Raw genomic sequence first — 26161 nt, forward strand, 5'->3', positions numbered from 1 at the left:
CATGGCTAGCACTGAAGTGGTTGTTGAGCTTGATTACAGTTGTGAGAACGCAGCTTCTAAGTTTTTGATGGCTTCAACGTTGAGTTTTTTACCATGTGGGGCAGAGATCAAGAAGTGATCCTCAACACGATTGCCCAATGTGTTGATGTTTGCGTTACGCAACTCAATATGGCAACTTAAAAGAATCTGTGCCATTTGCGCCAACAAACCCGGCCGGTCATTGGCAATGATTTCCAGTTGATGATACTGGTTGTGGCTATCGGCAAAAATTTGCACCTGCGTATTGATCGGCATGTGTTTGACTTGCCGGTTCATCCTACCCTGAATCGGCTTCTCTAGCATGCCATTTTGAATGAGTTCTGCGGTTAATGTGGCCTCGATATGATTTAACAAACCACTGTAACTTACTTGTTTAGTAGATTGTTCTAAAACAATAAAATTGTCTAATGCGTATCCGTGTTGCGTAGTAAAAATTTTGGCCTGCGCAATGTTGTAGTGCATGCTATCGAAGAAGTGGCAAATGCGCGCAAAAATATCATTGCGGTCTTTTGCATAGATCATTACTTGAATGCCGTCACCTTTCGGGCTCAATCTGGCCCGTACAATGGGTACCAACGTGTTCTTATGTGGCATCAATAAGCGGCTTTGCCATGCAATTTCATCACTATCAAACCGGGTAAAGTATTGCTCACCAAAACTTTCCCAAAGTGGTGCAGCAGAACTTTGAGAGAGATTAAAACTCGCCAGCTTTTTGCTGACTTCTTGTTTACGTATCTCAATTTGCGTTAAAGAGTCTTTGTGCTCTGCGCGTAGTATGTGAGTGGTTGAAAAGTACAGACTTTCAAGCAATCGCGCTTTCCATGCATTCCAAACTACAGGGCTGGTGCCACGGATATCGGCAACCGTAAGCAGATATAGTGCGGTCAGTCGGTATTCGTCTTTCACAAATTGTGCAAACTGCTCAATCACTTTAGGGTCAGATAAATCAGACTTTTGTGCCGTGCTGGACATTTTTAAGTGGGCTTGTACCAGCCACGCCACGAGCTCTGTTTCGGCTTTTTGCAGGCCATGTAACTTACAAAAGCGTCTGGCATCTATGGTGCCTAAATCCGAATGGTCTCCACCACGTCCTTTGGCGATGTCATGAAATAGGGCGGCAAGATAGAGCAGATAAGGCTTGTCAAAATGCGCGAATAATTTGCTGCACAGCGGAAACTCATGGGCTAGCTCTGGTTTGGCAAAGCGACGTAAATTACGTAACACATTTAAGATGTGCTCATCCACCGTATACACATGAAATAAATCATGTTGCATTTGCCCGATGATTTTGCCAAACACAGGAATATATTGCCCTAACACGCCATAGCGATTCATGTTGCGCAAGGCACGGTTGACGCCATCTGGCTGCGATAGGATTTCCAGAAACAGCGCTTTGTGCACGCTGGATTGTCGAAAATCGTGGTTGATCGATTTTTTAACCCGTTGTAACTCACGGATCAGGTCGGCGCCAAACCCTTGGATGCTCTGATGCTGCTGCAGCAGTAAAAAGCTCTCAAAAATAGCAGCAGGGTTAAGCTGGAAAATATGGGCAATATTGGCATGGAGTAATCCATGCTGTACATAAAAATGACGATTGATTTCTGTGATGCGGGCAGGCGAGTTCGCTAAGTTTTCTTGAAATGTTTTAAGCAAAATCTCATTCATTAAACTGATGTATTTAACGCTTTGGTAATAGCGGTGCATCAGCTGCTCGCTGGCGCGCTTATGTGGCGTGGTGACAAAACCTAAATCAGCAGCCAACTCATTCTGAAAATCAAATAATAAGCGGTCTTCTCTGCGTTTTGCTAAGTAATGCAAGCGTACGCGTAGCGTTTGTAAGTTAAGTTCATGCCGCTTAATTTGACGCAGTTCTTTGTCAGAGATGATGTTATTTTTGCGTAGTTCTGCCCATGTTTTGCCCCAGCCTTGGCTTTGCGCAATCCATAGAATCATATTTAAATCACGTAATCCGCCTGGGCTTTCTTTTAAATTCGGCTCCAAGTTATAAGCGGTGTCATTAAATTTTGCGTGCCGATTTTGCTGCTCTTTTAATTTCTTTTCCAAGAAAGAGGCGGGGGCCAAGGTGTTATTCACCTCTACCTGAAATAATTGAAACTGCTTTTGTGGGCCGATAATCAGGCGCGATTCAATTAAGTTAGTCAGAATCGTGACATCGCGCTGCGCTTCCTCCAAGCATTCGGCATGGGTGCGCACGCTATGCCCAACGTTTAAACCAATATCCCACAAAATGCCAATTAAACTTTCAATCTTTGCTTGCTGATCTTGTTCAGTATCTTCTGGCTGCAAAATCAGCAAATCAATATCTGAGTATGGAAAAAGCGTTTGACGCCCATAGCCACCGACGGCAATCAGGCAGATGTCTGGGTGAAGCTGAAGCTGCTGCCACACCTCTGCCAGTAGATGATCAATGCTGTGGCTGAGTTTTTTGAGTAAGCGGGGCGTGTTCTGGTGGCTAAAAAATTGCGACTCTAAGTTGGCATGCTCAGTCTTTAGCGACTGACGCCAATTTAAAACAGCTTCTTTGGTTGCTGTCATTTAGGCAGGCAGAGGGCTAGCCGGAGAGCCGGCAGAAACCGTGAGTACTTCATACCCGGTTTCGGTCACAAGCACCGTGTGTTCCCATTGCGCAGATAGGCTGCGATCTTTGGTGACAATAGTCCAGCCGTCCGGCAATTGTTTAATGTCGCGCTTGCCAGCATTAATCATAGGCTCAATGGTAAAAATCATGCCTGCCTGTAGCTTTAAGCCAGCACCGGGGCGCCCGTAATGCAGCACTTGTGGCTCGGTGTGGAATTTCTTCCCGATGCCATGCCCGCAGAACTCGCGGACGACACTAAATCCATTTTTCTCGGCAAAACTTTGTATGGCGTAACCAATGTCGCCCAAAGTCGCTTGCGGTTTTACTTGCTGAATACCTAGCCACATAGCCTGATAGGTTAAATCGCATAAACGCTTGGCTTGGATTGAGGTCTCGCCAATCTGAAACATACGGCTGGTGTCACCGTGGTAGCCATTTTTAATCACGGTAATATCAATATTCACAATGTCACCATTTTTCAGCACTTTGTCACCGGGTACGCCGTGGCAAATCTGATGGTTGACCGAGGTGCAAATTGATTTTGGATATGGTGTGTGACCATCTGGCGCATAGTTGAGTGGCGCCGGGATTGCTTGTTGTACGTTGACGATGTAGTCATGGCAAAGCTGATCCAGCTTTTCGGTGGTCACACCGTGTACAACAAAGGGAGTAATATAGTCTAGGACTTCTGAGGCAAGTTTGCCGGCAATCCGCATCTGTGCGATGTCTTCAGCATTGTTAATTGTAATAGCCATGATCGGTAAAAAATGATTAATCAACACACATTTTAACATGAGCAAGTTTAAGTAACGCCATTTAATAAAATAGCCGGTAAAAACACGTTTAATCGTGCAATCTGACAATCAGCGTCTCGGGTACCCTATTAGGCGAACATAGGAGATGTGTATGAATACACTTGAGCAAGCGTTAAGCAGCAGCACGGTAGCTGACTGGATTGCGTTTTTTCAAACCGCTGATATTCCGGTACTAAGACAAACCGCTAGAGATATCGCTACCCTGAAAGCCGACGAAGACAATACAAGTGCACGTGATATTACGCTAGCTGTACTAAAAGATCCCATGATGGTGTTTAAGGTGCTTACTTATGCACAACGCCATAAAGGTCGGCAGCAACTGCAAGATTTGGTGCAGGTGGAGCAGGCTGTGATTATGCTGGGCACCAGCACGTTTTTTAATCATATTTTGCCCGAGCCTACCGTAGAATCAGTCATTGGTACGCGAGTGATTGCGCTCACTCATTTGCTAAAGCTCATTAAGCGTGCGCATCGCGCATCGCACTATGCAATTGAATGGGCTGCCTATTTAAAAGACTTGCATGCTGAAGATGTACGTCTGGCCGCACTATTGCGCGATTTAGCAGAAATGTTGATGTGGTGTTTCGCGCCGGAGAAAATGCTTGAAATTCATCAAAAGCAGCAGCAGGATCGGCAATTACGTAGCACGGATGTGCAACTACAGGTGCTGACATTTAAGTTGATGGACCTGCAAAAATCGTTGGTGGAGGCGTTTGGTTTACCACCATTGCTGACGGAGTTGATGGATGAAGATAAAGCTGATGCGCAACGTGTGAAAAACGTACGCTTAGCAGTCAATTTGGCGCGACATACTGCCAACGGTTGGGATGATGCAGCGCTGCCGGACGATTACAAAGAGATTGCCGATTTGCTCCATGTGGACGTGAGTCGTGTGATGCATTTAATTGGTGCGCCCAACGTATCTGCCGAATAGTCATTGGCAGCAGATTTTAGCGTGATTTACGTAATCTAAAACTAGCAAATTCAATTGCTTAGTGGTAATATTCTGCCTTCGCATTTCAATAGAAATGTGTTTTTAAATCTACACACAGCCTAATCTAGGGTGCCTAAACATAGCGAGTGGTATTTAACTGCTTGATTTTGAGGGTGTTTTTAGCGTTGTGTGAATTCATAACCCTTTGAGAGTGAGAATAGTATGTCAGTAACCATGCGTCAAATGCTAGAGGCCGGTGTTCACTTTGGCCATCAAACCCGTTATTGGAATCCAAAAATGGCCGAGTACATTTTTGGTGATCGTAACAAAATTCATATCGTTAACCTTGAAAAAACATTGCCAATGTTTGAAGATGCACTTAAATATGTGCGTACATTGGCGGCTAACAAAGGTCGTATTTTATTCGTAGGTACAAAACGTCAAGCACGTGACATCGTAAAAGAAGAAGCTGCGCGTGCAGGTTGTGCATATGTGAACCACCGTTGGTTAGGTGGTATGTTAACTAACTTCAAAACAGTGAAGCAATCTATCAAACGCTTGACTGACTACGAAGCGATGTTGCAAGACGGTAGCTTGGAAAAATTTGGTAAAAAAGAAGCTTTAGGCTATAAGCGTGAAGTGGAGAAGTTAGAGCGCTCTATCGGTGGTATAAAAGAGATGGGTGGCTTGCCAGATGCGATTTTCATCATTGACGTAGGTCATGAGAGCGGTGCGATTACTGAAGCGCAAAAATTGGGCATTCCAGTGATTGGCGTTGTGGATACAAATAACTCACCTGATGGCGTGACTTACATTATTCCTGGCAATGATGACTCAAGCCGTGCGATTCGTTTATATGCACGTGGTATTGCGGATGCAGTATTAGAAGGCCGTGCTAACGCGATTACAGAGATCATTAAATCAGCAAAAGAAGAAGAGTTTGTTGAAGTAGCTGAAGCAGCTGCAGAGTAATTGCTTTTTAATCAAAAGGGGCGCATAGCCCCTTTTTGTATTCTCAAATAATGAATATAAACATTGAATCATCAATTTAGATTAGGAGTTTAAGATGGCTGAGATTACCGCAGGTATGGTAAAAGAATTGCGTGAGCGTACAGATGCGCCCATGATGGATTGCAAAAAAGCATTGACTGAGGCTGAAGGCGATATGACGCGTGCTGAAGAAATTTTGCGCGTACGTTTTGGTAACAAAGCCAGCAAAGCTGCTGGCCGCGTTGCAGCTGAAGGTACGGTAGGTATTAATATCAGCGCTGATGGCAAAACAGGCACATTGATTGAAGTGAACTCTGAAACAGACTTCTGTGCAAAAAATGAAGATTTCTTGAAATTTGTGGCTGAACTTGCACAAGTGGTTAATAGCAATAGCCCAGCCAATATTGAGGCAGTGGCTACTTTACCTATGCGCGGCGCGACAGCTGAAGAAGCGCGTGCACAATTGGTGGGTAAAATTGGCGAGAACATCACGCCACGTCGTTTTGTGCGTACGGAAGCACAAGGTAAATTAATCAGCTACGTGCATGGCAGCAAAATTGGCGTGTTGGTGGATTTGGTGGGCGGTGATGAAGCCTTGGGTAAAGACATTGCGATGCACATTGCTGCTGCAAAACCAAAATCATTGGATGCGTCAGGTGTGGATGCAGCGTTGATCGAGACAGAGCGTCGTGTTGCGATTGAAAAAGCAAAAGAAGCCGGCAAACCAGAAGCGATGCTAGAGAAAATTGCAGACGGTACAGTGCAGAAATTCCTGAAAGAAGTGACATTGTTGAGTCAAACATTTGTTAAAGATGATAAATTGTCGATCGAACAATTGTTGAAATCCAAAAATGCTTCAGTGGCTTCTTTCACTATGTATACTGTAGGTGAAGGCATTGAAAAAGCAGTAGTGGACTACGCTGCTGAGGTGGCTGCTGCAGCTAAGGTGTAATTAAAAGCATTGTAGCGCTACTGTTTGTTCGGTGGTGTTAAAGAGGTGAGTTTGACTAACGTCAAGCTCACTTTTTTTTGGCTTGCAGCACCTAATCACCGCTTAAAAGTTTAGGCAAACAAGGTGGTTTGTGATTAAATAAGCAAAATTTTAAATTAAGGAATAATATGGATAAACCTGCCTTTAAGCGCATTTTACTTAAACTTTCAGGCGAGGCTTTGATGGGGGATGATGCCTATGGAATCAACCGCATCACCATTGCGGCAATTGTTGCGCAAGTCAAAGAAGTGGTAGATTTGGGCGTAGAAGTAGGTGTAGTCATTGGTGGCGGTAATATCTTTCGTGGCGTAGCGCCAGCAGCCAGTGGTATGGATAGAGCGACAGCCGACTATATGGGCATGCTGGCCACTGTAATGAATGCGTTGGCATTGCAAGATGCCATGAAGCATGCGGGTATTCCAGCACGCGTACAAAGTGCGTTGAATATTGAAGCAGTGGCTGAGCCCTATATTCGCGGCAAAGCCATTCGCTATTTAGAAGAAGGGCGCGTAGTCATTTTTGGTGCTGGTACCGGCAACCCCTTCTTTACCACCGATACCGCTGCAGCGTTGCGCGGTATGGAAATTGATGCAGAAATCGTGTTAAAAGCGACTAAGGTCGATGGTATTTACACGGATGATCCGAAGAAAAATCCAGACGCAAAACGCTACGAGACAGTCACCTTTGATGAGGCGATTCAAAAAAACCTTAAAGTGATGGATGCGACAGCATTGACGTTGTGTCGTGATCAAAAGATGCCAATCTCAGTATTTAGTATTTTTAAACCAGGCGCTTTAAAGCGCGTGGTGATGGGTGAAAATGAAGGCACACGCGTAGTACTTTAATAGTGCTTTAATATGCAATAGTGCGTTAAGAAAATTGTTGGAGTAATGACATGTTAGATGATGTAAAAAAATCTGCTGAGCAGAAGATGCAAAAGTCGATTGAGGCTTTAAAAAACGATTTGGCCAAAGTACGTACTGGTCGTGCACATACCGGTTTGTTAGATCACGTGATGGTGGAATACTATGGATCTATGGTGGCCGTGAACCAAGTAGCCAATGTGAATCTGGGCGATGCGCGTACGATTAACGTACAGCCTTACGAAAAAAACATGATGGCCAAAGTGGAAAAAGCCATTCGTGATTGTGATTTGGGCTTGAATCCGGCGACCAATGGCGATGTGATTCGTGTGCCGATGCCAATGCTCACCGAAGAGCGCCGCCGTGATTTGACTAAAATCGTACGTACCGAAGGTGAAAATGCCAAAGTGGCGATCCGCAATGTGCGTCGTGATGCAAATGATGCCTTGAAAAAGTTGGTAAAAGATAAAGCCATTTCAGAAGATGATGAACGTCGCGCACAGGATGAAGTGCAAAAGATGACGGATAAATCCGTGATTGAAGTGGATAAACTGCTGCAAGTGAAAGAAGCGGATTTGATGGCAGTATAACTACCGCCATTATTGTTTATAGTTGCATAAAGCATTTAGGCCAAAAGCTAATTAATCAGGGTTAAATAATTGGGTTTTTTCTCAAGCAGCACACAAACCATTCCTATTAGTGGAGACATTCCTAATCATGTAGCCGTGATTATGGATGGTAATGGGCGTTGGGCGCGTAAGCGCTTTCTGCCGAGAGTTGCCGGCCATAAGCGCGGTGTAGAAACCGTACGCACGTTAGTAAAAAAATGTGCTGAACTGAATGTAAAGTACCTCACCTTATTTGCGTTTAGCAGTGAAAACTGGCGTAGACCAGAAGAAGAAGTCTCATTTTTGATGGGGCTGTTTATGGATGCGCTCAAGCGTGAAGTGGTCAAGTTACATGACAATAATATTCGTTTGATTTTAATCGGGGATAGCGCAAAGTTTGGTAGCGCATTGATTGAGCAGATTCGTGTCGCAGAGCAGCTTACCGCGAATAACACGGGCCTTACGCTGACCATTGCGGCCAACTATGGTGGGCGCTGGGATATTCTACAAGCAGTAAATAAGATGCAGCTTGCGCATCCTGAAAAAGCAGGGCAGTTTGTTGAGAGTGATATTGCTGAAGCACTCTCCATGCATTATGCACCAGAGCCAGATTTATTTATCCGTACTGGCGGTGAGACGCGTATTTCTAACTTCCTGCTTTGGCAATTGGCATATACCGAGTTCTATTTCACAGACGTGCTGTGGCCAGACTTTGACGATCAGGCATTTCTTCAGGCAGTGCAATCCTATCAGCAACGTGAGCGTCGTTTTGGGCGCACTAGCGAGCAGTTAACAAGTAGTTCGGCCGATGCTTAAAACCCGCATTTTGACAGCATTGGCACTGCTTGCCTGTTTCATTCCGGCACTTTTTTATTTAGACGATGTCATTTGGTCTTGGCTGATGCTGGTATTGACGCTATTGGCATTCAGTGAATGGGCGCAATTAATTGGTCTGAATGTCAATCAAACCCGCCTTTATCTATTCTCATCATTGATTTTAGCGTCATTTGCAATTTGGCAGATGACACTTAACTTTCATTTGTTTTTCTTTCATGCTTTAACCGTATTCGCAGTTGCTGCGCTATTTTGGGTAGTGTTGGTGCCTATCTGGCTAGCCAAAGGCTTGGTTTGCCGAAACAAAATCATTAATGTAGGGATTGGCTGGCTATTATTAGGTAGCCTGTGGATGGCCTTGGTTTGCGCAAAGAGAGTGGATCCGTGGTTGTTGCTGATTATTATCTCGACCATCTGGATTGCGGATAGCGCGGCTTATTTTGCGGGTAAACGGTTTGGCAAACACAAGCTGGCACCCAGCATTAGTCCTGGTAAAACTTGGGAGGGTGTCCTCGGTGCGCTTGCTGCGGTGAGTTTGTTTGCGTTGTTGCTCATCTTGTCTAACGCGCACCAGCCTTGGATTATCTTGCCCGGACTGTGGGTTGTGGCTGTGTTGGGGGTGTACGGTGATTTGTTTGAGTCCATGTTTAAACGGCAAGCCAACATCAAAGACAGTGGGCAGCTTTTACCTGGGCACGGCGGTATTTTGGATAGGATTGATGGCGTGATACCTGCATTACCTATCGCTATTTTAATGCTCTATATTTACCATTACGTGCAAGCAATGGTATAAGTACGGTCAGATTCATTTCTTACGCGGATTTTAGATTGCAAAACGTCACCATACTTGGCAGCACAGGCACTATCGGACAGCAAACACTCGACGTGATTGCGCGTCATCCTGCACGTTTTAATGCCTTTGCACTGGCAGCTAACAATAACGTAGATAGTTTGTTTAAGCAGTGTCTTCAGTTCAAACCACGCTATGCAGTGCTGTTAGAAGAGCAAGCGGCGCATCAACTCACGCAACGCTTACGCGAAGCTAATTCCTTGACTGAGGTCTTGCTAGGCATGCAAGGGTTGGAGTTCGTTGCAAGCTGTGATGATGTACAGGTCGTCATGGCGGCGATTGTGGGTGCTGCCGGACTGAAACCTGCAATGGCCGCAGCCAATGCTGGTAAGCGTATCTTACTGGCGAATAAAGAAACATTAGTGATGGCAGGCAGCTTGTTTATGCAAGCGGTCAAGCAAGGCGGCGCAACATTATTGCCTATTGATAGTGAGCATAATGCTATCTTTCAGGTGATGCCACCAGTATCACATGCCCATTTGCAAGAAGGTGGCGTGCGCAAGGTTATTTTGACGGCTTCTGGTGGCCCGTTTAGAAACTACAGCCAAGCACAATTAAAACAAGTCACTACTGAGCTGGCGTTAAAACACCCCAATTGGGTGATGGGTGCAAAGATCACCATAGACTCAGCAACCCTGATGAATAAAGGGCTGGAAGTGATTGAGGCACATTGGTTGTTTAATGCACAGCCGGAACAAATTGAAGTGGTGGTGCATCCACAAAGTGTGATTCACTCTATGGTGGAATATGTAGATGGCAGTGTGCTGGCACAGTTGGGGAATCCTGATATGCGCACGCCGATTGCTTACGCACTGGGATACCCTGAGCGTATTGAGGCTGGTGTCAAGTCTTTGAATTTGATAGAAATTGCGCAGCTACAATTTGAGAAACCGGACATGGAACGTTTCCCTTGTCTGCGTCTAGCGTATGACGCGCTCAAATTGGGTGGTACCGCTTCAACCATTCTAAATGCTGCAAATGAAATTGCCGTTGCAGCATTTTTGCAGAAATCATTACATTTTTTAGAGCTCCCACAATTAATTTCAGACGCGCTGATGGCTATTCCTACCGAGGCAGTGAGTAGTTTGGAGCAATTGATTGAAGTGGATGCGCGCGCTAGAGCGTATGCGCGAAATTGGTTGGCTAACCATGCCAATGTTGAGGTGTTAAGCGCATGATGACTGTATTAGCATTCATTGTCACTATTGGTCTGTTGGTGACAATCCACGAATATGGACACTATCAAGTCGCACGTTGGTGTGGCATACGTGTATTACGTTTTTCTATTGGCTTCGGCAAGCCGTTGTGGAAAACAACCCTAGGTAAAGACCGTACAGAGTTCATTTTGGCAGCCATTCCATTGGGTGGTTACGTCAAAATGTTAGATGAACGTGAGCTCCAACAAGAGCAGGCAGACCCTCAATTACGCGGACGCGTTCCTCAGTATTCTGAACAGGAGTTGGCAAACGCATTCAATCGTAAATCAGTGTATCAACGTATGGCCGTTGTATTGGCAGGCCCCGTGGCCAATTTATTGTTGGCAGTGATTTTATATTGGGGCTTGTTTTTATTAGGTGTCACAGGTATCAGGCCCATCGTGGGCGAAGTGCAGGCAGATAGTTTGGCTAGTCAGGCTAGTTTGAAAAAGGGTGATGTCATCCAAAAAGTGGATGGTCAGCCAGTGAAAACTTGGCAAGATGCTCGGTGGGTGCTGTTAAACGCTTCTCTTGAAAAGAGTGCGGTGGAAATAGAGACATTAGATGCTGGCAATGCTTTGCATCTCACAACACTCAGTTTTGATGGTGTTAACAACAATGCGGAAGAAGATATCTTACATAAGTTAGGCATGGACATGACCAAGCCTGATGTACCGGCCGTGATAGGCGAGCTGTTGCCGTCATCTGTGGCAGTGGCTGCTGGGTTTCAAGTGGGCGATCAGATTATTGCTTTGGATCATATCGCGGTGAAAAACTGGGAAAGCGTGGTCAGCTACGTCAAAGAAAGCCCCAATAAGCAGATTCAATTTGAAGTGTTGAGACATCAGCAATCTATTCGTATTAATGCGACGCCAGAAGCGATCACGGAGAATGGTAGTACAGTAGGGCGTTTGGGGGCAAGTGTTAAGGTTGATAAGCAAGCGTTGGAAAACCTGCTCGTTGAGGTGAACTATTCCGTGCTGGAGAGTCTACAAAAGGCAGTAGAGAAAACTTGGGATACTTCGGTGTTTAGCCTCAAGATGCTTGCCAATATGGTGACTGGTAAAGTGTCTTGGAAGGGCATCAGCGGCCCGGTAAGTATTGCCAGTTTTGCCGGAGAAAGTGCAAGTTTGGGTATTAAAGTGTTTTTGGGCTTTTTAGCGCTGGTAAGCATTAGTATTGGTGTGCTCAACCTTTTGCCGATACCTGTGCTGGATGGCGGGCATTTGATGTATTATATCGTAGAAATTTTTAAAGGGTCGCCTGTCTCCGAACAGGTGATGATGATGGGTCAGAAAATTGGTCTTGGGGTACTAGGCCTTTTGATGATGGTCGCAATCTTTAACGATATCAATCGTTTTATGATTGGTTAATAGAAGCAAAGTAATGAAATTAAAACCAAAAATCATTTCAGCATTGATGTTTGCTTTATTAAGCAACTCCGCTTTGGCGATAGAGCCTTTTGTCATTAAAGATATTCGGGTAGAAGGCTTGCAACGTACAGAAGCTGGCACGGTATTTAACTATTTGCCTATGCAAGTGGGTGATGTGATGAGCGATGAAAAAGCCACACAAGCCATTAAGTCTTTATATGGTACGGGCTTTTTTAAAGATGTCCGCGTTGAGGCTGAAGGTGATGTACTGGTCGTGACTGTGCAAGAGCGTGCTTCTGTTGCGCAGATTGACTTTAGCGGCAATAAATCATTTCCTTCCGACAAAATGAAAGATGGTTTGAAGCAAATCGGCATTTCTGAAGGCCAGATTTTCGATAAATCCCAATTAGATCGTGCCGAGCAGGAAATCAAACGCCAGTATTTGTCGCAAGGTAAATACGGCGCATCTGTCAAAACAGTGGTCAGCCCATTAGAGCGTAACCGTGTCGCTGTGAAGTTTGAAATTGAGGAGGGCGCGGTTGCCAAAATTCGTGATATCAATATTGTTGGCAACCAAGCATTCACCACCGAAGATTTACGCGCAGAGTTTTTGCTGACTACACCTAACTGGATGAGTTGGTGGAATAAAGATGACCAATACTCCAAACAAAAATTAACCGCTGACCTAGAAACACTCAAGTCTTTCTATATGAATCAGGGTTACCTTGAGTTTGCCATTGATTCAACGCAGGTGTCTATTTCTCCTGATAAACAAGACATTTATATTACAGTCAATATCACTGAGGGTGAAAAATACACCATTAGCGATGTGAAGCTTGCAGGTGATTTACAAGTGCCTGAAGCTGACTTGACCAAGCTCATTACAATTCATAAAGGCGATGTATTTAATCGCCAACTGGTATCAGAAACCAGCAAAGCATTAGGTGACCGACTCAGTGAAGATGGCTATGCGTTTTCAAACGTCAATGCCATTCCGGAAATCAACAAAGAAAATCACACGGCAGCATTTACATTCTTTGTCGACCCTGGGCGTAAAGTCTATATTAGACGCATTAACCTGACTGGGAATACACGTACACGGGATTCTGTATTGCGCCGTGAAATGCGTCAATTAGAGTCGGCTTGGTATGCAGGTGAAAAAATTAAACGCTCAAAAGAACGTCTGGATCGTTTGCAATACTTTGACAACGTAGAGTTGGAAACGCCAGCAGTACCAGGTACAAATGACCAAGTAGACTTGAATGTCAATGTGACTGAAAAGGCGACTGGCAGTGTTCAGTTTGGTGCCGGTTTATCCAGTAATGAAGGCGTGGTATTAGGCTTCAATATCAATCAGCCTAACTTTTTGGGTACGGGTAATCGTGTCGCCACGCAAATCAACACAAGTAAAGTCAATACGGTATATTCACTTTCATTCACGGATCCTTACTTTACACCAGATGGTATCAGTCGCGGTTTTGATGTGTATCGTCGTGACGTAGACACAGATACTAGTCAGACGAGCCAGCTGGGTTCTTATCAAAGCTCATCTTACGGCTTCGGCGTACGCTTTGGTTTGCCACTGACTGAGCGTGACTTTTTATCCGCTGGTATTACCGCTGACTTTACCCAAATTGATTTGAATAGCAGTAGCCCAGTTCAATATATTAATTTCTGCGGTAACACTAGCGGTTGTGATAGTAACTCGGTGCAATTGTCTGCAGGCTGGACCTATGATTCGCGCGATAATATCTTGTTCCCAAGTAAAGGTGTTTTACAGAAACTGACGGCAGAAGTGGCAATACCCGGCCTTGATTTGCAGTACTACAAACTTAACTATCAGCACGCATGGTATAAAGATCTAGGCAGTTCCTTCACACTCATGTTGAATGGTGAACTCGGTTATGGCGACACCTATGGCGGTAAGAAATACCCATTCTTTAAAAACTACTATTTAGGTGGCGTGAACTCATTACGTGGCTTCCAGAATGGTTCACTTGGCCCGCGTGATATTGATCCTACGACGGGACAGGAGTTCTCCGTGGGAGGTACCAAACGCGTGCTTGGTAACGTAGAGTTATTTATGCCCGTACCTTTGATTAAAGACACTAAGCAGTTTAGATTGAGTGCTTTCTTGGATGGCGGTGGTGTGTACGCTGGGTCGGAATCTATCAATGCCGATGCATTGCGGTTTTCAGCAGGTGTAGGTGTCACTTGGGTATCACCGTTTGGTCCGCTAAAGCTAATTTTAGCCAAGCCGCTGAATGATAAAGAGGGTGACGATACACAAGTGTTACAATTCCAATTAGGGCAGCAGTTTTAATTCGGCCGTGAATCCTATAAGATGAATGGATATCCAAGGAGTATTGATTGAAGCAATTTTTTGTATCGTTAACTGTTGTATTAGGGGTGGTGTTAAGCGCGACTGTTAGCGCAGCAGAACTCAAAATAGGATATGTGCAGGTCGATAAATTGCTGCAAGAAGCTCCGCAAACTGCAGAAAGTGGTAAAAAGCTCGAGAAAGAGTTCAGCCCGCGTTCACAAGAATTAGATCGCTTGCAAAAGCAAATTCGAGATTTAGAAGCTACCTTAGACAAAGACCGGTTGACGACCACAGATACTGAACGTCGTAACCGTGAGCGCGATGCTTCTAATCTCAAATTAGAATTTCAACGTAAACAACGTGAGCTCAGAGAAGACATTAATCTCAGAAAAAATGAAGAGCTAGCTGTGCTGCAAGACCGTATCAATAAAGCAGTTACGTCAGTGGCCGAAACAGATAATTTTGATTTGGTCGTGTACGGCGGCGTAGCCTATGCCAGTAAGAAAATAGACATTACCGATAAAGTACTTAAGCTTTTAGGTAAGAAGTAGCATCTCACGCGTGCTAGGGTGAGATGATGCTGACGATTGCCGCAATTATAAACACGCTGGGGGGTGAGGTGTCTGGGGATGCTTCCACGCCAATCGATCGTGTTGGTTCACTGGGCTATGCGCAGGTTGGTGCAATCGGTTTCTTTATGGATACCAAGTACTTAAACGCACTTACGCAAACGCAAGCGAGTGCCGTGATTCTTAAGCCAGAACATACGCATTTAACAGCACTTCCTAAAATCATTACCGACAATCCTTACGCTTATTTTGCTAAGGTTTCTTCGTTGCTTAATCCTCAACCACAACGTGTTGCTGGCATTCATCAGAGTGTCGTGATTGGAGAGCATACACAAATTGACCCAAGTGTGTCGATTGAAGCAAATGTGGTGATTGCTGATCACGTGACGCTGGGGGCAGATGTTTTTGTAGGTGCTGGCTGTGTCATCGAACACCATGTGGTGATTGAAGCGGGAACAGTGCTTGAGCCCAATGTCACCATTAAGCACGGCACTAAAATTGGCAAGCACTGTCATTTATATACGGGTTGTGTGATTGGTAACGATGGCTTTGGTTATGCAGAAGAAAATGGTCGCTGGGTAAAAATTCCTCAAGTCGGTCGTGTGGTGATTGAAGATCATGTCGATGTTGGCGCAAACACCACTGTGGATAGAGGTGCGATTGACGATACCGTGATTGAAGAGGGTGTAAAGTTGGACAACCTGATTCAGATTGCCCACAACTGCAGAATAGGCGCACATACGGTGATTGCTGGTTGCGTGGGTATTGCAGGTAGTGCCATTATTGGCAAGCATTGCAAAATTGGTGGTGCTGCCATGATACTTGGACATTTGACGATTACGGATGGCGTTACTATTTCGCCTGGCAGCATGATTATGCGTTCGATTCGCCAAGTTGGAACCTATACTGCGCTCATGCCGTTCCAAGAACATGAGGCGTGGCTGAAAACCGCCGCAAATATTCGCCACTTGAACCAATTAACAGATAAAATAAAAGCTTTAGAAGATGCTATTCATCAAATAAGTCATCAAGCAAAATAATCAGAGTTAGAGAGTCGCTATGTCAGAAAATGCAATAAACAGTATGGATATCCACGAAATATTGGATCATTTACCGCATCGTTATCCTTTTGTATTGATAGACCGTGTGCTCTCGATGGAAATTGGTAAGGAAATCACAGCGCTCAAAAATGTGACCGTAAACGAACCGTTCTTTCCCGGACATTTTCCTTATCACCCGGTAATGCCTGGCGTGTTAATTGTAGAGGCGATGGCGCAAGCTGCTGCAGTACTTTCATTTAAAACCATGGGTACCAAGCCCAATAATGATTCTGTGTACTATTTTGCGGGAATCGACAGTGCAAGATTTAAAAAACCAGTGTCTCCTGGCGATCAAATTATTCTCAATGTAAAAATTGATCGTATTTTAAAAGGTATTTGGAAATACACTGGAGTTGCAACTGTGGATGGTACAGTGGTCGCTGAAGCCAGCATGATGTGTATCCTGAAGGCCATCGAAAAGTAATTGTGTGACTGCTAACCGCCAGCCTAGTATCTAACCACTCAAGTAAACAAAGATTAGTGTATGACAACAAAAATTCATCCGACGGCAATCATTGACCCTAAGGCGGAGCTTGATTCAAGTGTTGAAATTGGTGCATACACTACGGTAGGTGCGGGTGTGCGCGTGGGAGCGGATACACGCATTGGCAGTCATGTTGTGCTTGAAGGCCCAACGACTATTGGCAAGCACAATCAGATTTTCCAGTTTTCCTCTTTAGGTGCACAACCACAAGATAAAAAATACCGTGATGAGCCAACAACCCTAGAGATTGGTGATAACAATACGATTCGCGAGTTCTGTACGTTTAATCGGGGCACCATTCAAGACAAAGGCACCACCAAGATTGGTAACGATAACTGGATTATGGCTTATGTGCATATTGCGCATGACTGTGTGATTGGCAACAATACCATCATGGCCAATAATTCTTCGTTGGCAGGGCATGTGGATATCCATGATTTTGCAATTTTAGGTGGGTTTACTTTAATCCATCAGTTTTGCAAAGTGGGTGCTCATGTCATTACCGCAGTAGGTTCTGTGGTGTTTAAGGATATTCCGCCTTATGTTACAGCGTCTGGCTACGATGCGCAGCCGCATGGCATCAATTCCGAAGGTTTAAAGCGTCGCGGCTTTAGCCCGGAAAGTATTTTAGAAATTAAACGCGCTTATAAAGTGTTGTATCGTAATAGTCTTACATTAGAAGAAGCTAAACTAGAGTTAGCCAGCATGAAGGGAAGATGTTCAGATATCGGTTTGCTTACTGATTTTCTTGATATATCTACACGCGGTATTATCCGCTAGATTACTAAAAGTATCGTATGTCAAAAACCGCACCCAAAGTGGCCATAGTTGCCGGGGAAGCCTCAGGGGATTTATTGGGCTTTCATTTGATTCAAGCGTTGCAATCCGAGCGAAGTGATATAGCCTTTGTAGGCATTGCCGGGCCCAAAATGATTAGTTTGGGTGCGCAATCCTTGTTTCCCATGGAAAAGCTATCTGTACGCGGCTACGTTGAAGTCATCCGCCATTTATACGGACTACTCAAACTACGTAAGCAGTTGCTAAAACAATTACTAGAAGCTAAGCCTGACGTATTTGTCGGGATTGATGCGCCGGATTTTAACTTTTGGCTAGAGCGTAAATTAAAAGCCAAAGGCATTCCAACTATTCATTACGTGAGTCCCTCTATTTGGGCATGGCGTAAGGGGCGTATACATAAAATCAAGCGTGCGGTCTCGCATATGCTTGCATTATTTCCTTTTGAGGCACCTATCTACGAGCAAGTGAATATGCCGGTCACTTATGTGGGGCATCCTCTGGCCGATGTGTTGCCAATGGAACCCGATGTTGACAAAATACGTGAGACGCTGAAAATTCATGCCAATACCATTGTGGTGGCCATGCTGCCTGGTAGTCGTCAATCTGAAGTCACACAGCATGCGCAGCTGTTTGTGGATACCGCGCAGATTATTCAACATGAATACGCAGATACGACACAAGTGGTTTTTTTAGTGCCGCTCATTACACGCGAAACGCGCGAGATTTTTGAGAGGGCAATTCATGCCGCCTATCTTTTGCAACCTGAGATGGTGTTGAATATGCAAATAATGTTTGGCCATGCGCACGATGCAATGGAAGCCGCAGATGTCGTGATTGTGGCTTCTGGTACCGCAACATTAGAAGCAGCCTTGCTTAAAAAACCGATGGTCATTACCTATAAAATGCCATTTTTGAGTTGGCAAATTCTCAAGCGTATGCAATATCTTCCCTATGTAGGGTTGCCCAATATCCTTGCAGGTAAGTTCTTAGTGCCAGAGCTCTTACAACATGAGGCAACGCCACAGAACGTGGCTGATGCAACCTTGCGTTTACTCAGTGATAAAACCTATTTGCAAACGTTAAAAGATGCATTTAGCCATATCCATCAGAGTTTAAAGCAAAATAGTGCGAAAAAAGCAGCCCAAACTGTACTCAGCTATTTATGATCGTGGCACCCTATATCTGCGGCGTAGATGAGGCAGGCCGTGGCCCTTTGGCAGGTGCTGTCTATGCAGCGGCTGTAATACTCGATCCTTCACGCCCTATTGAAGGTCTGGCCGACTCTAAGAAATTGACCGAAAAAAAGCGAGATGCGCTTGCCATAGAAATTAAAGCGTACGCACTGGCATGGTCTATTGCCAGTAGCTCGGTGGAAGAAATTGACCGGATTAACATACTGCAAGCCAGCTTGCTTGCTATGCAACGCGCCGTGACGCAATTGCAAGCTGAGTTTCAACATGCATTAGCCGGTATTGAAATATTGGTGCAGGTTGATGGCAACAAGTGCCCAACATTGAATCTACCTTGCGAGGCGATCGTGAAGGGGGATAGTAAAGTCCAAGCAATCTCCGCTGCTTCTATTTTGGCAAAAACTGCGCGTGATACAGAGCTTTATTTGTTGGATCAACAATACCCTATGTATGGCTTTGCACAGCATAAAGGCTACCCGACAGCAGCACATATGACCTTATTACAGCAGCATGGTGTCTCGCCAGTGCATCGCCGTAGCTACGCCCCAGTGAGGGCGTTGTTATCGCTAGGCCAGTAGTAAAAACACTGTAGGCTTTTTATGCAAATCCGGCAGTGGGGTTTGTTTCCACTTGGCTACGGTTTTGGTCAGAATCAATTCATCCGCTAGGCTTACATTGCACGCCACACACAGTCTGGTTTCCGCATGGCAATGTGCCAAAATGTCTTCGAGCATGTGCTGGTTACGGTAGGGCGTCTCAATAAACATCTGGGTTTCGTGCATGGCTTTTGAGCGTTTTTCAATGTCTTTTAATTGCTGTATACGTGCCGCTTTATCGCTGGGTAGATAGCCTAAAAAGGTGAAGCGTTGCCCATTCAGGCCGCTCCCCATCAACCCAAGTAGAATAGCGCTAGGGCCAACAAGTGGCACGACTCGAATCCCTTTTTGATGCGCAAGCCAAGCAAGTGATGCCCCAGGGTCAGCAATGCCAGGGCATCCCGCTTCACTCATGAGTCCAACATCCACGCCAGCTATTAACTCTGTCAATAACGCAGCTAGCTCTTTCTCTGCGGTGTGAGTGTTCAGTGTTTTAAAGGTAATGTCGCGGATGGGTGTTGGGTGCTGAATCTTAGACAGAAAATGGCGTGCAGTTTTTTCATTTTCTACAATAAATGTATCAAGTGTGCGAATACGCGCCAATACTTCAGTGGGAAGCACATGTGCGACTAAATCATCCCCAAGGGTGACCGGAATAAAATACAGAGTGCCTGATTTCACTTGTGGTAGAGAGTGGTGATTAGTATTTGACTTGGGCGCGATAGCTGAGTGTGGTACTGCCCTCAGCTGGCACTTCTATTTGCCAAATAGCCAGTTGGCTATTTGCTTTGCGGTGCGGCGCACTTTCACTCAGGATTTTCCAATCGCCAGAAATGGGTTCTTGAACACTGACCACCACTTTTTCTTTTTTGGCATTTTTGAGCGTGATTTCGTATGCGCTTTCAAACGCATTGATGCCCTTAGTTGGCTTTGGCAGCACTTTAAATTGGGTTTGTTTTTTATCTGCCGTCACATCAAAAGCATCGCCAAGTTTTAAGCGCACCGTTTCATTTTTGGGCGTGTGGTCAATGGTATCTTCACCCACAAATTGTGCATTACCGGCATTGTCTTTTTTATACACGCGTAAAATACCTTTGGGCAAAGGCAAGCCAAGTTGCGCACGCTCTGTATTGTCAAACTCAACAAATACGCCCACTTTCATTTTGGTACCAATTTCGCCATATTGGCCTTGGTAATAGTAGTCAGCACCTTTTAACACCAGCTCTTTACGTGCAGGAATGTGCTGAGCGCTTAATAAGGCTACTTGTTTGGTTTGGTTATCGGCAATCGTAGTGGCGCGATCTAGCGTGTATAAATGATATTCCAACAGCGATTCCTCTTGCATAGGCATAGCGGCCTCTGCCATGGCCATATCACTGCGCATGGTTTTTACCATGGGTCTGCCTTGTGGATGTACACGATTAACATCACCTGCAACCAGTTGCAGTTTTGCATGTTGATACGTTGCGCCACTGGTGTTGGATAGTGTGACCCAGCTGGATAAATCAATACTGTCTTCTTTTGCATTCAACTCGGCTACGTAGTCTGCTTTCCAGCCCAAGCCGCCAGTTAAATAGCTGAGCTCCACAGTTTGTTGCTGCGCTACTTTGTTGTTAACCACTGTGGTGAGAGTGGGGCGGTCACGCAAGTTGGCAGGAATCGTGTCAAACACAATTTTCCCGTTAAGTGACCCGTTAAACGGACCGGTTTCAATACGATTGCCGATCTTGAGTACCACGCCGTTATTGGCAGAAAGTACGGTAGCTACCTCGTTAGTTTCTACACCAGTTGCCGGATTACTTTTTAATAGATTGACGGTTTTACCCACATATTTTTCTAATAATTTTTCTGGGGTGAGTAAATCAAAATCAAAGTTTTGCTCTAACACGCTTATGCTGCCCACTGCATTGATGCTTTTAAATAAGGCTGTTTCCGGACGAATCTGCGCACTGACATCACGTAGAGCAATCGTTTGTATGCCTTTGCTGAGTTTGATGGCGCGTGTGTCTTTTACCAGCGCGAGATCATTGTTATAGATAGTAATGGCAAGCGACTGTTGGTCTTTGGCCAAACTTAACAGTTCGTTACTATCTTCAGCGGCAGTGAGGGAAGTCACAAATAGGGGTGAGAACAAAAATAAAGTTAAATATTTGGGAATATGCATTTATCTCATCTGTATCAGTGTGTGCGGTGAGAAAGCTTGAATCGAATAGTCACAATGGCAAGCGCTAAACCTAGTAATAAGTACACGGCTTTCGGTACAGGTACGTTGGATATTGGATTGAAAGGACCACCGTTGCCTGGCTCATAAGGTGGAGGTGGTGGACCAGGAGGCCCAGGGTCTTTTGGTTCTTCAATAGGTTTGTGAGGGCCGAGTGGTTGATCTTTCTCGAAATACGGCGTCTTAGGAGGGTATCGTTGATCGTTAGGTGACCCTACAATAAAAAGAGGGTCTTTAATGTCCTCTGGCACTTGGTCAATAACAAAGGTTTGAGCGTTAGTGTCACTCGTGGTACTAGGGTCGCTTAGCTGAGCAACGTGAATAGGTGATTTACGCTCTTCATTGACTTCTTTTACGACTGTTGGATTGGTTAAATCGCTAATCATCTGCTTATAGCGTTGAAAATAGTCGCCCTTGTTGGCAAATTTATTTTGTAGAAAAGCTAAGTCTAATGCGGTTGGTGAACTGCCTTTGCGTGTCGGGTCTGTGGCAAACGGGTTGTCACGTAATGACTCAAGAAATGCGAGCCATTTTTTTAATTTTTCGTTATCAGAGTAGGGGGATTGTGTATCACAGTTGATTAAACAAGGACGTTCTTTGAATAGCATGTCATGAAAAGCAGCATAACCAAGCAATGTGATCAGAGCTGGTAGTAAAAACATGAACACTTTAATTGTTTTTTTCTGTGTAGACATATAGTTAGCTTTTTAATGAAGGCTAATAATCAAATATGAATTGCATAATACGCTATATATTGGAATTTTTACAGCACCTACAACTATATATTGTAATTTTTTTAATTAAACGTTTAATTAAACGATAGTGACGCCCTCATTGGAAAACATAGTAATCAGCTTAATTAATGGCAAGCCAACCAATGCGTTGGGGTCTTCGCCTAACATTCTTTCAATCAACACAATGCCCAAGCCTTCGGATTTGGCGCTGCCGGCACATTGGTAGGGTTGATCTTTTGCCAGATAGTTTTCGATGGCCTCGTCAGAGTAATTTCTAAACTTGACCAAAGTAGGCACCACTTCGGATTGTATATTGCCGGTGGCCGCGTTTAGCAAGCAAAGTGCACTGTAGAAAGTGACTTCACGGCCGCGCATCAATTGTAATTGCTTGGTAGCATTTTGATGATTAAGCGGTTTGCCTAAAACGGTATTGTCCAATGTGGCGACTTGGTCACAGCCAATGACCAATGCATGCGGGTATTCATCCGCTACTTTTTTCGCTTTTTCTTCAGATAATCTTAATGCCGTTTGATGTGGCTTTTCATCTGGATAAGGCGTTTCGTCAATTTTTGGGGAAACACAGCTAAATTGTACTTGTAGCTTTTGTAGCAGCTCGCGCCGATAGACTGAGGATGAAGCGAGGATGATGGTTTGTTTCATAAGCGAGATACAGTAAGACCTGCCATGTGGTTCACTGGCAGGCCTCGCTGATTAGTCAGGCTGAATTTCAAGTAAAGACTCATCCGGTGTCACGGTGTCGCCTTTAGCGACATGTACGGCAACCACTGTACCTGTTTTAGACGCTTGAATTTCATTTTCCATTTTCATTGCCTCAATCACCAGCACGCCGTCCCCCGCTTTCACTTTATCGCCCACATTGACCTTTACTGCGACAATAGTGCCCGGCATGGCGGTAGTGACACAGCCCGCATGGTGTGGGCGAGGGCGGCCACTACTGGTAACAGATGCAGTTTTCTTTTTTGCGGTAGATTTGCCGCCAGATACTTCTACTTCGCTCAGTGTTTCTACAATGACCTCTTCGGCAATACCATCCACAGAAACGTAGAATGGACGTTGCTCTTCACCGGCATGACCACTTCCAGTCAACTTAATGTGGAAAGTCTCGCCGTGTAAGGTCACTTTAAATTCGTTTGGTGCGTAGCGCGCAGATGAAGTATTCACAGCCTCTTTGGTGAGCAGTGCTTCTGGTTTTAATGAGCCAGCATTGCGCTCCTGCAAGAATGTTTTACCAATGTCCGGGAACATGGCATAGGTCAGTACATCCTCATCATTTTGCGCAATACGATCTGCTTCTGCTTGTAGTTTTGCCATTTCTGGCTCCAGTAAGTCAGCGGGTCTGCAAGTAATGACTTTACCATCACCCACTGCCAGTTTTTTTACTTCCGCATTGACGGTAGAGGGTGCTTTGCCGTATTGACCTAAGAAGTAATTTTTTACTTCATTGGTAATGGACTTATAGCGGCCACCAGTCATCACATTAAGCACTGCTTGCGTACCAACGATTTGTGAAGTTGGTGTGACCAAAGGGGGGTAACCCAAATCTTCGCGCACACGCGGGATTTCTGCCAACACTGCATCCATTTTGTCCAGCGCGCCTTGTTCTTTCAGTTGGTTGGATAGATTGGAAATCATGCCGCCAGGCACTTGGTTCACCAATACACGTGTATCCACACCGGTAAATGCGCTTTCAAATTGCCAGTACTTCTGACGTACGTCTTTAAAGTATGCGGTAATTTCTTGAAGCTTAGCCAAATCAAGGCCAGTGTCGTATTCGGTACCTTTTAGTGCAGCCACCATACTCTCTGTCGTTGGGTGGCTAGCACCTTCAGAGAATGAAGAGTTACAGGTGTCGATAATATCCACACCATTTTCCACACTCTTGAGCATCACCATGCTAGCCAGACCAGACGTTGCATGACTATGCATGTGAACTGGTAAACTAACTGCTGATTTAAGCGCCTTTACTAAGTCACCGGCAATCGTCGGCGTGAGTAATCCGGCCATGTCTTTAATACCAATACTGTCGCAGCCCATGTTTTCCAATGTTTTGGCCATGTCTACAAAGTAGGCGATGTCATGTACAGGACTAGTCGTATAAGAGAGGGTGCCAATGGCGTGTTTTTTTACTTTTTTAACCGCTTCAATTGAAGTTTGTAGGTTGCGTACATCATTGAGTGCATCAAAAATACGGAATACATCAACACCAGCATTGGCCGCTTGTTTTACAAATGCGTGCACCACATCGTCAGAGTAATGGCGATAGCCCAGTAAATTTTGGCCACGCAACAACATGTTAATTTGGCTGTTTGGCAACCCTTTACGTAGTTTTTTTAAGCGCTCCCATGGATCTTCTTTTAAAAACCTGACGCAAGCATCAAAAGTGGCGCCGCCCCATGCTTCTAATGACCAGAAGCCTACGGCATCTAATTGTGGGCAAATAGGTAGCATATCCTCAGTGCGCATGCGTGTTGCGATTAGAGATTGATGACCATCGCGTAAAACCAATTCGGTGATATGTATTTTGCTCATAATTTTTTAGTCTAAAACGTTAATAATTAAATGCCTTCGTGTGCTGCAATCGCTGCAGAAATGGCTGCAGCAAATAACTCAGGTGGAAACTCGGTTTTGTAGTTAACAAGCTCCGGGTGTGCTTCCACAAAGCTGGTGTTAAAGTTAGCATCTCTAAAGTCGGGATGCTTCATGATTTCTTGGTAATATGGAATGGTGGTTTTAACACCATATACCACCATGTCATCAAGTGCTCGTCTGCCACGCTCAATGACGCCTTCCCAATCTAGCGCCCAAACAGTCAGTTTCGCGCACATCGAATCATAATAGGGCGGAATAACATAACCACTGTAAATGGCAGCATCCATTCTGACCCCAGGGCCGCCCGGAGAGTAGTAGCGCGTAATCTTACCAAAGCTTGGTAGAAAGTCATTTTTAGGATCTTCCGCATTAATGCGGTATTCCATGGCAAAGCCACGGAAATGAATTTCGCTCTGTTTGTATTGCAATGGCAGTCCGTAGGCTACGCGAATTTGCTCCTGCACAATATCCACGCCAGTGATGGTTTCTGTCACCGTGTGCTCCACTTGCAAGCGCGTATTCATTTCCATGAAGTAGAACGTATTGTCAGAATCAAGCAAGAACTCTACGGTGCCTGCATTTTCGTAACCCACTGCTTTGGCGGCTTTCACTGCCAATCCGCCAATATAGTCACGTTGTGCTTGGCTAAGTTGTGGGGAGGGTGCAATTTCAATCAGTTTTTGGTTGCGGCGTTGAATAGAGCAATCACGTTCAAACAAGTGAATCACATTGCCATGGCTGTCGGCCAATACTTGTACTTCAATATGGCGTGGTGACACCACACATTTTTCTAAGAACACTTCCGGCTTACCAAAAGCTTTGCTCGCCTCGGAAATGACACGGTCGTAATTGGTCAGTAAATCTTTCTCAGAGTCACAACGTCGAATGCCGCGCCCACCACCGCCATTGGTGGCTTTGAGCATGACTGGATAGCCGATTGAGTTGGCGAGCTTGACCGCCTCGTCCAAATTTTCCAAGTTGCCATCACTGCCCGGTGTGCATGGAATGCCAGCACTGGTCATGGCATTGCGTGCTTGAATTTTGTCGCCCATTTGGCGAATCACATTGGCATCCGGACCAATGAATTTAATGCCACGGCGTGCGCAGATTTCGGCTAATTCCGGATTCTCGGATAAAAAACCGTAGCCAGGATGCAACGCATCACAGCCTGCGGCTACAGCCACGTTGACGATATTGTGCGCGTTCAGGTAGCCAGCAACGGGATCCGTCCCAATGTTATAGGCTTCGTCCGCTTTTTTTACATGCAATGCATGGCGATCCGCCTCTGCATAAATGGCAACCGATTTAATGCCCATCTCAGAGCACGCGCGCACAATGCGTACAGCGATTTCCCCACGATTAGCGACCAATATTTTTTTGAACACAAGACACCTGAATTCTGACTAACAAACTTTTCAATTGTAACACGGGCGTCACTGCTTAT

Annotated in this window: 24 protein-coding genes; 16 read left to right on the forward strand and 8 right to left on the reverse strand. The window is 45.1% G+C overall.

Annotation, left to right across the window (positions count from 1 at the left end; all coding sequences use genetic code 11):
* Window positions 1-33: 33 nt before the first annotated feature.
* Together A3Q3_RS0101770 and map are read right to left on the reverse strand one after the other, a co-directional pair.
* Window positions 34-2595: a [protein-PII] uridylyltransferase gene (locus A3Q3_RS0101770; RefSeq protein WP_020181849.1), complete on the reverse strand. Its 2562-nt coding sequence runs from the start codon at window positions 2593-2595 to the stop codon at window positions 34-36.
* A complete protein-coding gene (map, locus tag A3Q3_RS0101775; RefSeq protein WP_025224195.1) occupies window positions 2596-3393 on the reverse strand; it encodes a type I methionyl aminopeptidase in 798 nt (265 codons plus the stop codon).
* A 151-nt stretch (window positions 3394-3544) separates the two neighbouring features.
* Between map and A3Q3_RS0101780 the strand changes: the two genes are divergently transcribed.
* The 16 genes from A3Q3_RS0101780 to rnhB all read left to right on the forward strand — a co-directional run bounded on the left by A3Q3_RS0101780 (window position 3545) and on the right by rnhB (window position 19134).
* On the forward strand, window positions 3545-4387 hold the full coding sequence (locus A3Q3_RS0101780; RefSeq protein ID WP_020181851.1) for an HDOD domain-containing protein: 843 nt from the start codon (window positions 3545-3547) through the stop codon (window positions 4385-4387).
* 222 nt (window positions 4388-4609) lie between these two features.
* Window positions 4610-5359 carry a 30S ribosomal protein S2 gene (rpsB, locus tag A3Q3_RS0101785; RefSeq protein ID WP_020181852.1) on the forward strand — a complete coding sequence of 250 codons (750 nt, stop codon included), beginning with the start codon at window positions 4610-4612 and terminating at the stop codon, window positions 5357-5359.
* Window positions 5360-5453: 94 nt separating this feature from the next.
* Window positions 5454-6329, forward strand: a complete 876-nt coding sequence (gene tsf / locus A3Q3_RS0101790; RefSeq protein WP_020181853.1) for a translation elongation factor Ts — start codon at window positions 5454-5456, stop codon at window positions 6327-6329.
* A 167-nt stretch (window positions 6330-6496) separates the two neighbouring features.
* The gene (gene pyrH / locus A3Q3_RS0101795; protein ID WP_020181854.1) at window positions 6497-7213 is read left to right on the forward strand and encodes a UMP kinase; all 717 of its coding nucleotides are present in this window, start codon (window positions 6497-6499) and stop codon (window positions 7211-7213) included.
* A gap of 50 nt (window positions 7214-7263) precedes the next feature.
* A complete protein-coding gene (frr, locus tag A3Q3_RS0101800; protein ID WP_020181855.1) occupies window positions 7264-7821 on the forward strand; it encodes a ribosome recycling factor in 558 nt (185 codons plus the stop codon).
* Between the two features lie 69 nt (window positions 7822-7890).
* Window positions 7891-8655, forward strand: a complete 765-nt coding sequence (locus A3Q3_RS0101805; RefSeq protein ID WP_020181856.1) for an isoprenyl transferase — start codon at window positions 7891-7893, stop codon at window positions 8653-8655.
* On the forward strand, window positions 8648-9466 hold the full coding sequence (locus A3Q3_RS0101810) for a phosphatidate cytidylyltransferase (RefSeq protein WP_020181857.1): 819 nt from the start codon (window positions 8648-8650) through the stop codon (window positions 9464-9466). The genes A3Q3_RS0101805 and A3Q3_RS0101810 overlap by 8 nt, the downstream gene beginning before the upstream one ends.
* Before the next feature lie 35 nt (window positions 9467-9501).
* The gene (gene ispC / locus A3Q3_RS0101815; RefSeq protein WP_020181858.1) at window positions 9502-10701 is read left to right on the forward strand and encodes a 1-deoxy-D-xylulose-5-phosphate reductoisomerase; all 1200 of its coding nucleotides are present in this window, start codon (window positions 9502-9504) and stop codon (window positions 10699-10701) included.
* Entirely contained in the window at window positions 10698-12092 is a 1395-nt protein-coding gene (gene rseP / locus A3Q3_RS0101820) for an RIP metalloprotease RseP (RefSeq protein WP_025224200.1), read from the forward strand. Before ispC ends, rseP begins: the two co-directional genes overlap by 4 nt.
* 13 nt (window positions 12093-12105) lie before the next feature.
* Window positions 12106-14415: an outer membrane protein assembly factor BamA gene (gene bamA, locus A3Q3_RS0101825; RefSeq protein ID WP_020181860.1), complete on the forward strand. Its 2310-nt coding sequence runs from the start codon at window positions 12106-12108 to the stop codon at window positions 14413-14415.
* A 47-nt stretch (window positions 14416-14462) separates the two neighbouring features.
* Window positions 14463-14966, forward strand: a complete 504-nt coding sequence (locus A3Q3_RS0101830; RefSeq protein WP_020181861.1) for an OmpH family outer membrane protein — start codon at window positions 14463-14465, stop codon at window positions 14964-14966.
* A gap of 26 nt (window positions 14967-14992) precedes the next feature.
* Window positions 14993-16024, forward strand: coding sequence for a UDP-3-O-(3-hydroxymyristoyl)glucosamine N-acyltransferase (gene lpxD / locus A3Q3_RS0101835; RefSeq protein WP_020181862.1), 1032 nt, complete (start codon window positions 14993-14995; stop codon window positions 16022-16024).
* Window positions 16025-16043: 19 nt separating this feature from the next.
* On the forward strand, window positions 16044-16508 hold the full coding sequence (gene fabZ, locus A3Q3_RS0101840) for a 3-hydroxyacyl-ACP dehydratase FabZ (protein ID WP_025224203.1): 465 nt from the start codon (window positions 16044-16046) through the stop codon (window positions 16506-16508).
* A gap of 60 nt (window positions 16509-16568) precedes the next feature.
* A complete protein-coding gene (lpxA, locus tag A3Q3_RS0101845) occupies window positions 16569-17348 on the forward strand; it encodes an acyl-ACP--UDP-N-acetylglucosamine O-acyltransferase (RefSeq protein WP_020181864.1) in 780 nt (259 codons plus the stop codon).
* 17 nt (window positions 17349-17365) lie between these two features.
* Entirely contained in the window at window positions 17366-18532 is a 1167-nt protein-coding gene (lpxB, locus tag A3Q3_RS0101850; RefSeq protein WP_020181865.1) for a lipid-A-disaccharide synthase, read from the forward strand.
* A complete protein-coding gene (rnhB, locus tag A3Q3_RS0101855; RefSeq protein ID WP_020181866.1) occupies window positions 18529-19134 on the forward strand; it encodes a ribonuclease HII in 606 nt (201 codons plus the stop codon). Before lpxB ends, rnhB begins: the two co-directional genes overlap by 4 nt.
* Here rnhB and A3Q3_RS0101860 read toward each other — a convergent pair.
* From A3Q3_RS0101860 to A3Q3_RS0101885, 6 genes are all read right to left on the reverse strand, one after another.
* Window positions 19123-19833 carry an SAM-dependent methyltransferase gene (locus tag A3Q3_RS0101860; protein ID WP_026361683.1) on the reverse strand — a complete coding sequence of 237 codons (711 nt, stop codon included), beginning with the start codon at window positions 19831-19833 and terminating at the stop codon, window positions 19123-19125. The two genes, rnhB and A3Q3_RS0101860, sit on opposite strands and share 12 nt — an antisense overlap.
* A 19-nt stretch (window positions 19834-19852) precedes the next feature.
* Window positions 19853-21316 (reverse strand): DUF4139 domain-containing protein, encoded by a 1464-nt coding sequence (locus tag A3Q3_RS0101865; protein ID WP_020181868.1) that lies wholly within the window; start codon window positions 21314-21316, stop codon window positions 19853-19855.
* Window positions 21317-21330: 14 nt separating this feature from the next.
* Window positions 21331-22068: a hypothetical protein gene (locus tag A3Q3_RS0101870; protein WP_020181869.1), complete on the reverse strand. Its 738-nt coding sequence runs from the start codon at window positions 22066-22068 to the stop codon at window positions 21331-21333.
* Between the two features lie 117 nt (window positions 22069-22185).
* Window positions 22186-22767, reverse strand: coding sequence for a nucleoside triphosphate pyrophosphatase (locus A3Q3_RS0101875; protein WP_020181870.1), 582 nt, complete (start codon window positions 22765-22767; stop codon window positions 22186-22188).
* A 51-nt stretch (window positions 22768-22818) separates the two neighbouring features.
* Entirely contained in the window at window positions 22819-24657 is a 1839-nt protein-coding gene (oadA, locus tag A3Q3_RS0101880) for a sodium-extruding oxaloacetate decarboxylase subunit alpha (protein ID WP_020181871.1), read from the reverse strand.
* A gap of 26 nt (window positions 24658-24683) precedes the next feature.
* Window positions 24684-26102 (reverse strand): acetyl-CoA carboxylase biotin carboxylase subunit, encoded by a 1419-nt coding sequence (locus tag A3Q3_RS0101885; RefSeq protein WP_020181872.1) that lies wholly within the window; start codon window positions 26100-26102, stop codon window positions 24684-24686.
* Between the last annotated feature and the right edge of the window lie 59 nt (window positions 26103-26161).

Origin of the sequence: Methylotenera sp. 1P/1 (assembly GCF_000384355.1) — a bacterium.
Classification (GTDB): domain Bacteria; phylum Pseudomonadota; class Gammaproteobacteria; order Burkholderiales; family Methylophilaceae; genus Methylophilus.

Excerpts from the sequence above, each read along its gene's own strand:
- A3Q3_RS0101770 (WP_020181849.1), bottom strand. The coding sequence starts at position 2,595 with ATGACAGCAACCAAAGAAGCTGTTTTAAATTGGCGTCAGTCGCTAAAG.
- map (WP_025224195.1), bottom strand. The coding sequence starts at position 3,393 with ATGGCTATTACAATTAACAATGCTGAAGACATCGCACAGATGCGGATT.
- A3Q3_RS0101780 (WP_020181851.1), top strand. The coding sequence starts at position 3,545 with ATGAATACACTTGAGCAAGCGTTAAGCAGCAGCACGGTAGCTGACTGG.
- rpsB (WP_020181852.1), top strand. The coding sequence starts at position 4,610 with ATGTCAGTAACCATGCGTCAAATGCTAGAGGCCGGTGTTCACTTTGGC.
- tsf (WP_020181853.1), top strand. The coding sequence starts at position 5,454 with ATGGCTGAGATTACCGCAGGTATGGTAAAAGAATTGCGTGAGCGTACA.
- pyrH (WP_020181854.1), top strand. The coding sequence starts at position 6,497 with ATGGATAAACCTGCCTTTAAGCGCATTTTACTTAAACTTTCAGGCGAG.
- frr (WP_020181855.1), top strand. The coding sequence starts at position 7,264 with ATGTTAGATGATGTAAAAAAATCTGCTGAGCAGAAGATGCAAAAGTCG.
- A3Q3_RS0101810 (WP_020181857.1), top strand. The coding sequence starts at position 8,648 with ATGCTTAAAACCCGCATTTTGACAGCATTGGCACTGCTTGCCTGTTTC.
- rseP (WP_025224200.1), top strand. The coding sequence starts at position 10,698 with ATGATGACTGTATTAGCATTCATTGTCACTATTGGTCTGTTGGTGACA.
- bamA (WP_020181860.1), top strand. The coding sequence starts at position 12,106 with ATGAAATTAAAACCAAAAATCATTTCAGCATTGATGTTTGCTTTATTA.
- lpxD (WP_020181862.1), top strand. The coding sequence starts at position 14,993 with ATGCTGACGATTGCCGCAATTATAAACACGCTGGGGGGTGAGGTGTCT.
- fabZ (WP_025224203.1), top strand. The coding sequence starts at position 16,044 with ATGTCAGAAAATGCAATAAACAGTATGGATATCCACGAAATATTGGAT.
- lpxA (WP_020181864.1), top strand. The coding sequence starts at position 16,569 with ATGACAACAAAAATTCATCCGACGGCAATCATTGACCCTAAGGCGGAG.
- lpxB (WP_020181865.1), top strand. The coding sequence starts at position 17,366 with ATGTCAAAAACCGCACCCAAAGTGGCCATAGTTGCCGGGGAAGCCTCA.
- rnhB (WP_020181866.1), top strand. The coding sequence starts at position 18,529 with ATGATCGTGGCACCCTATATCTGCGGCGTAGATGAGGCAGGCCGTGGC.
- A3Q3_RS0101865 (WP_020181868.1), bottom strand. The coding sequence starts at position 21,316 with ATGCATATTCCCAAATATTTAACTTTATTTTTGTTCTCACCCCTATTT.
- A3Q3_RS0101870 (WP_020181869.1), bottom strand. The coding sequence starts at position 22,068 with ATGTCTACACAGAAAAAAACAATTAAAGTGTTCATGTTTTTACTACCA.
- A3Q3_RS0101875 (WP_020181870.1), bottom strand. The coding sequence starts at position 22,767 with ATGAAACAAACCATCATCCTCGCTTCATCCTCAGTCTATCGGCGCGAG.
- oadA (WP_020181871.1), bottom strand. The coding sequence starts at position 24,657 with ATGAGCAAAATACATATCACCGAATTGGTTTTACGCGATGGTCATCAA.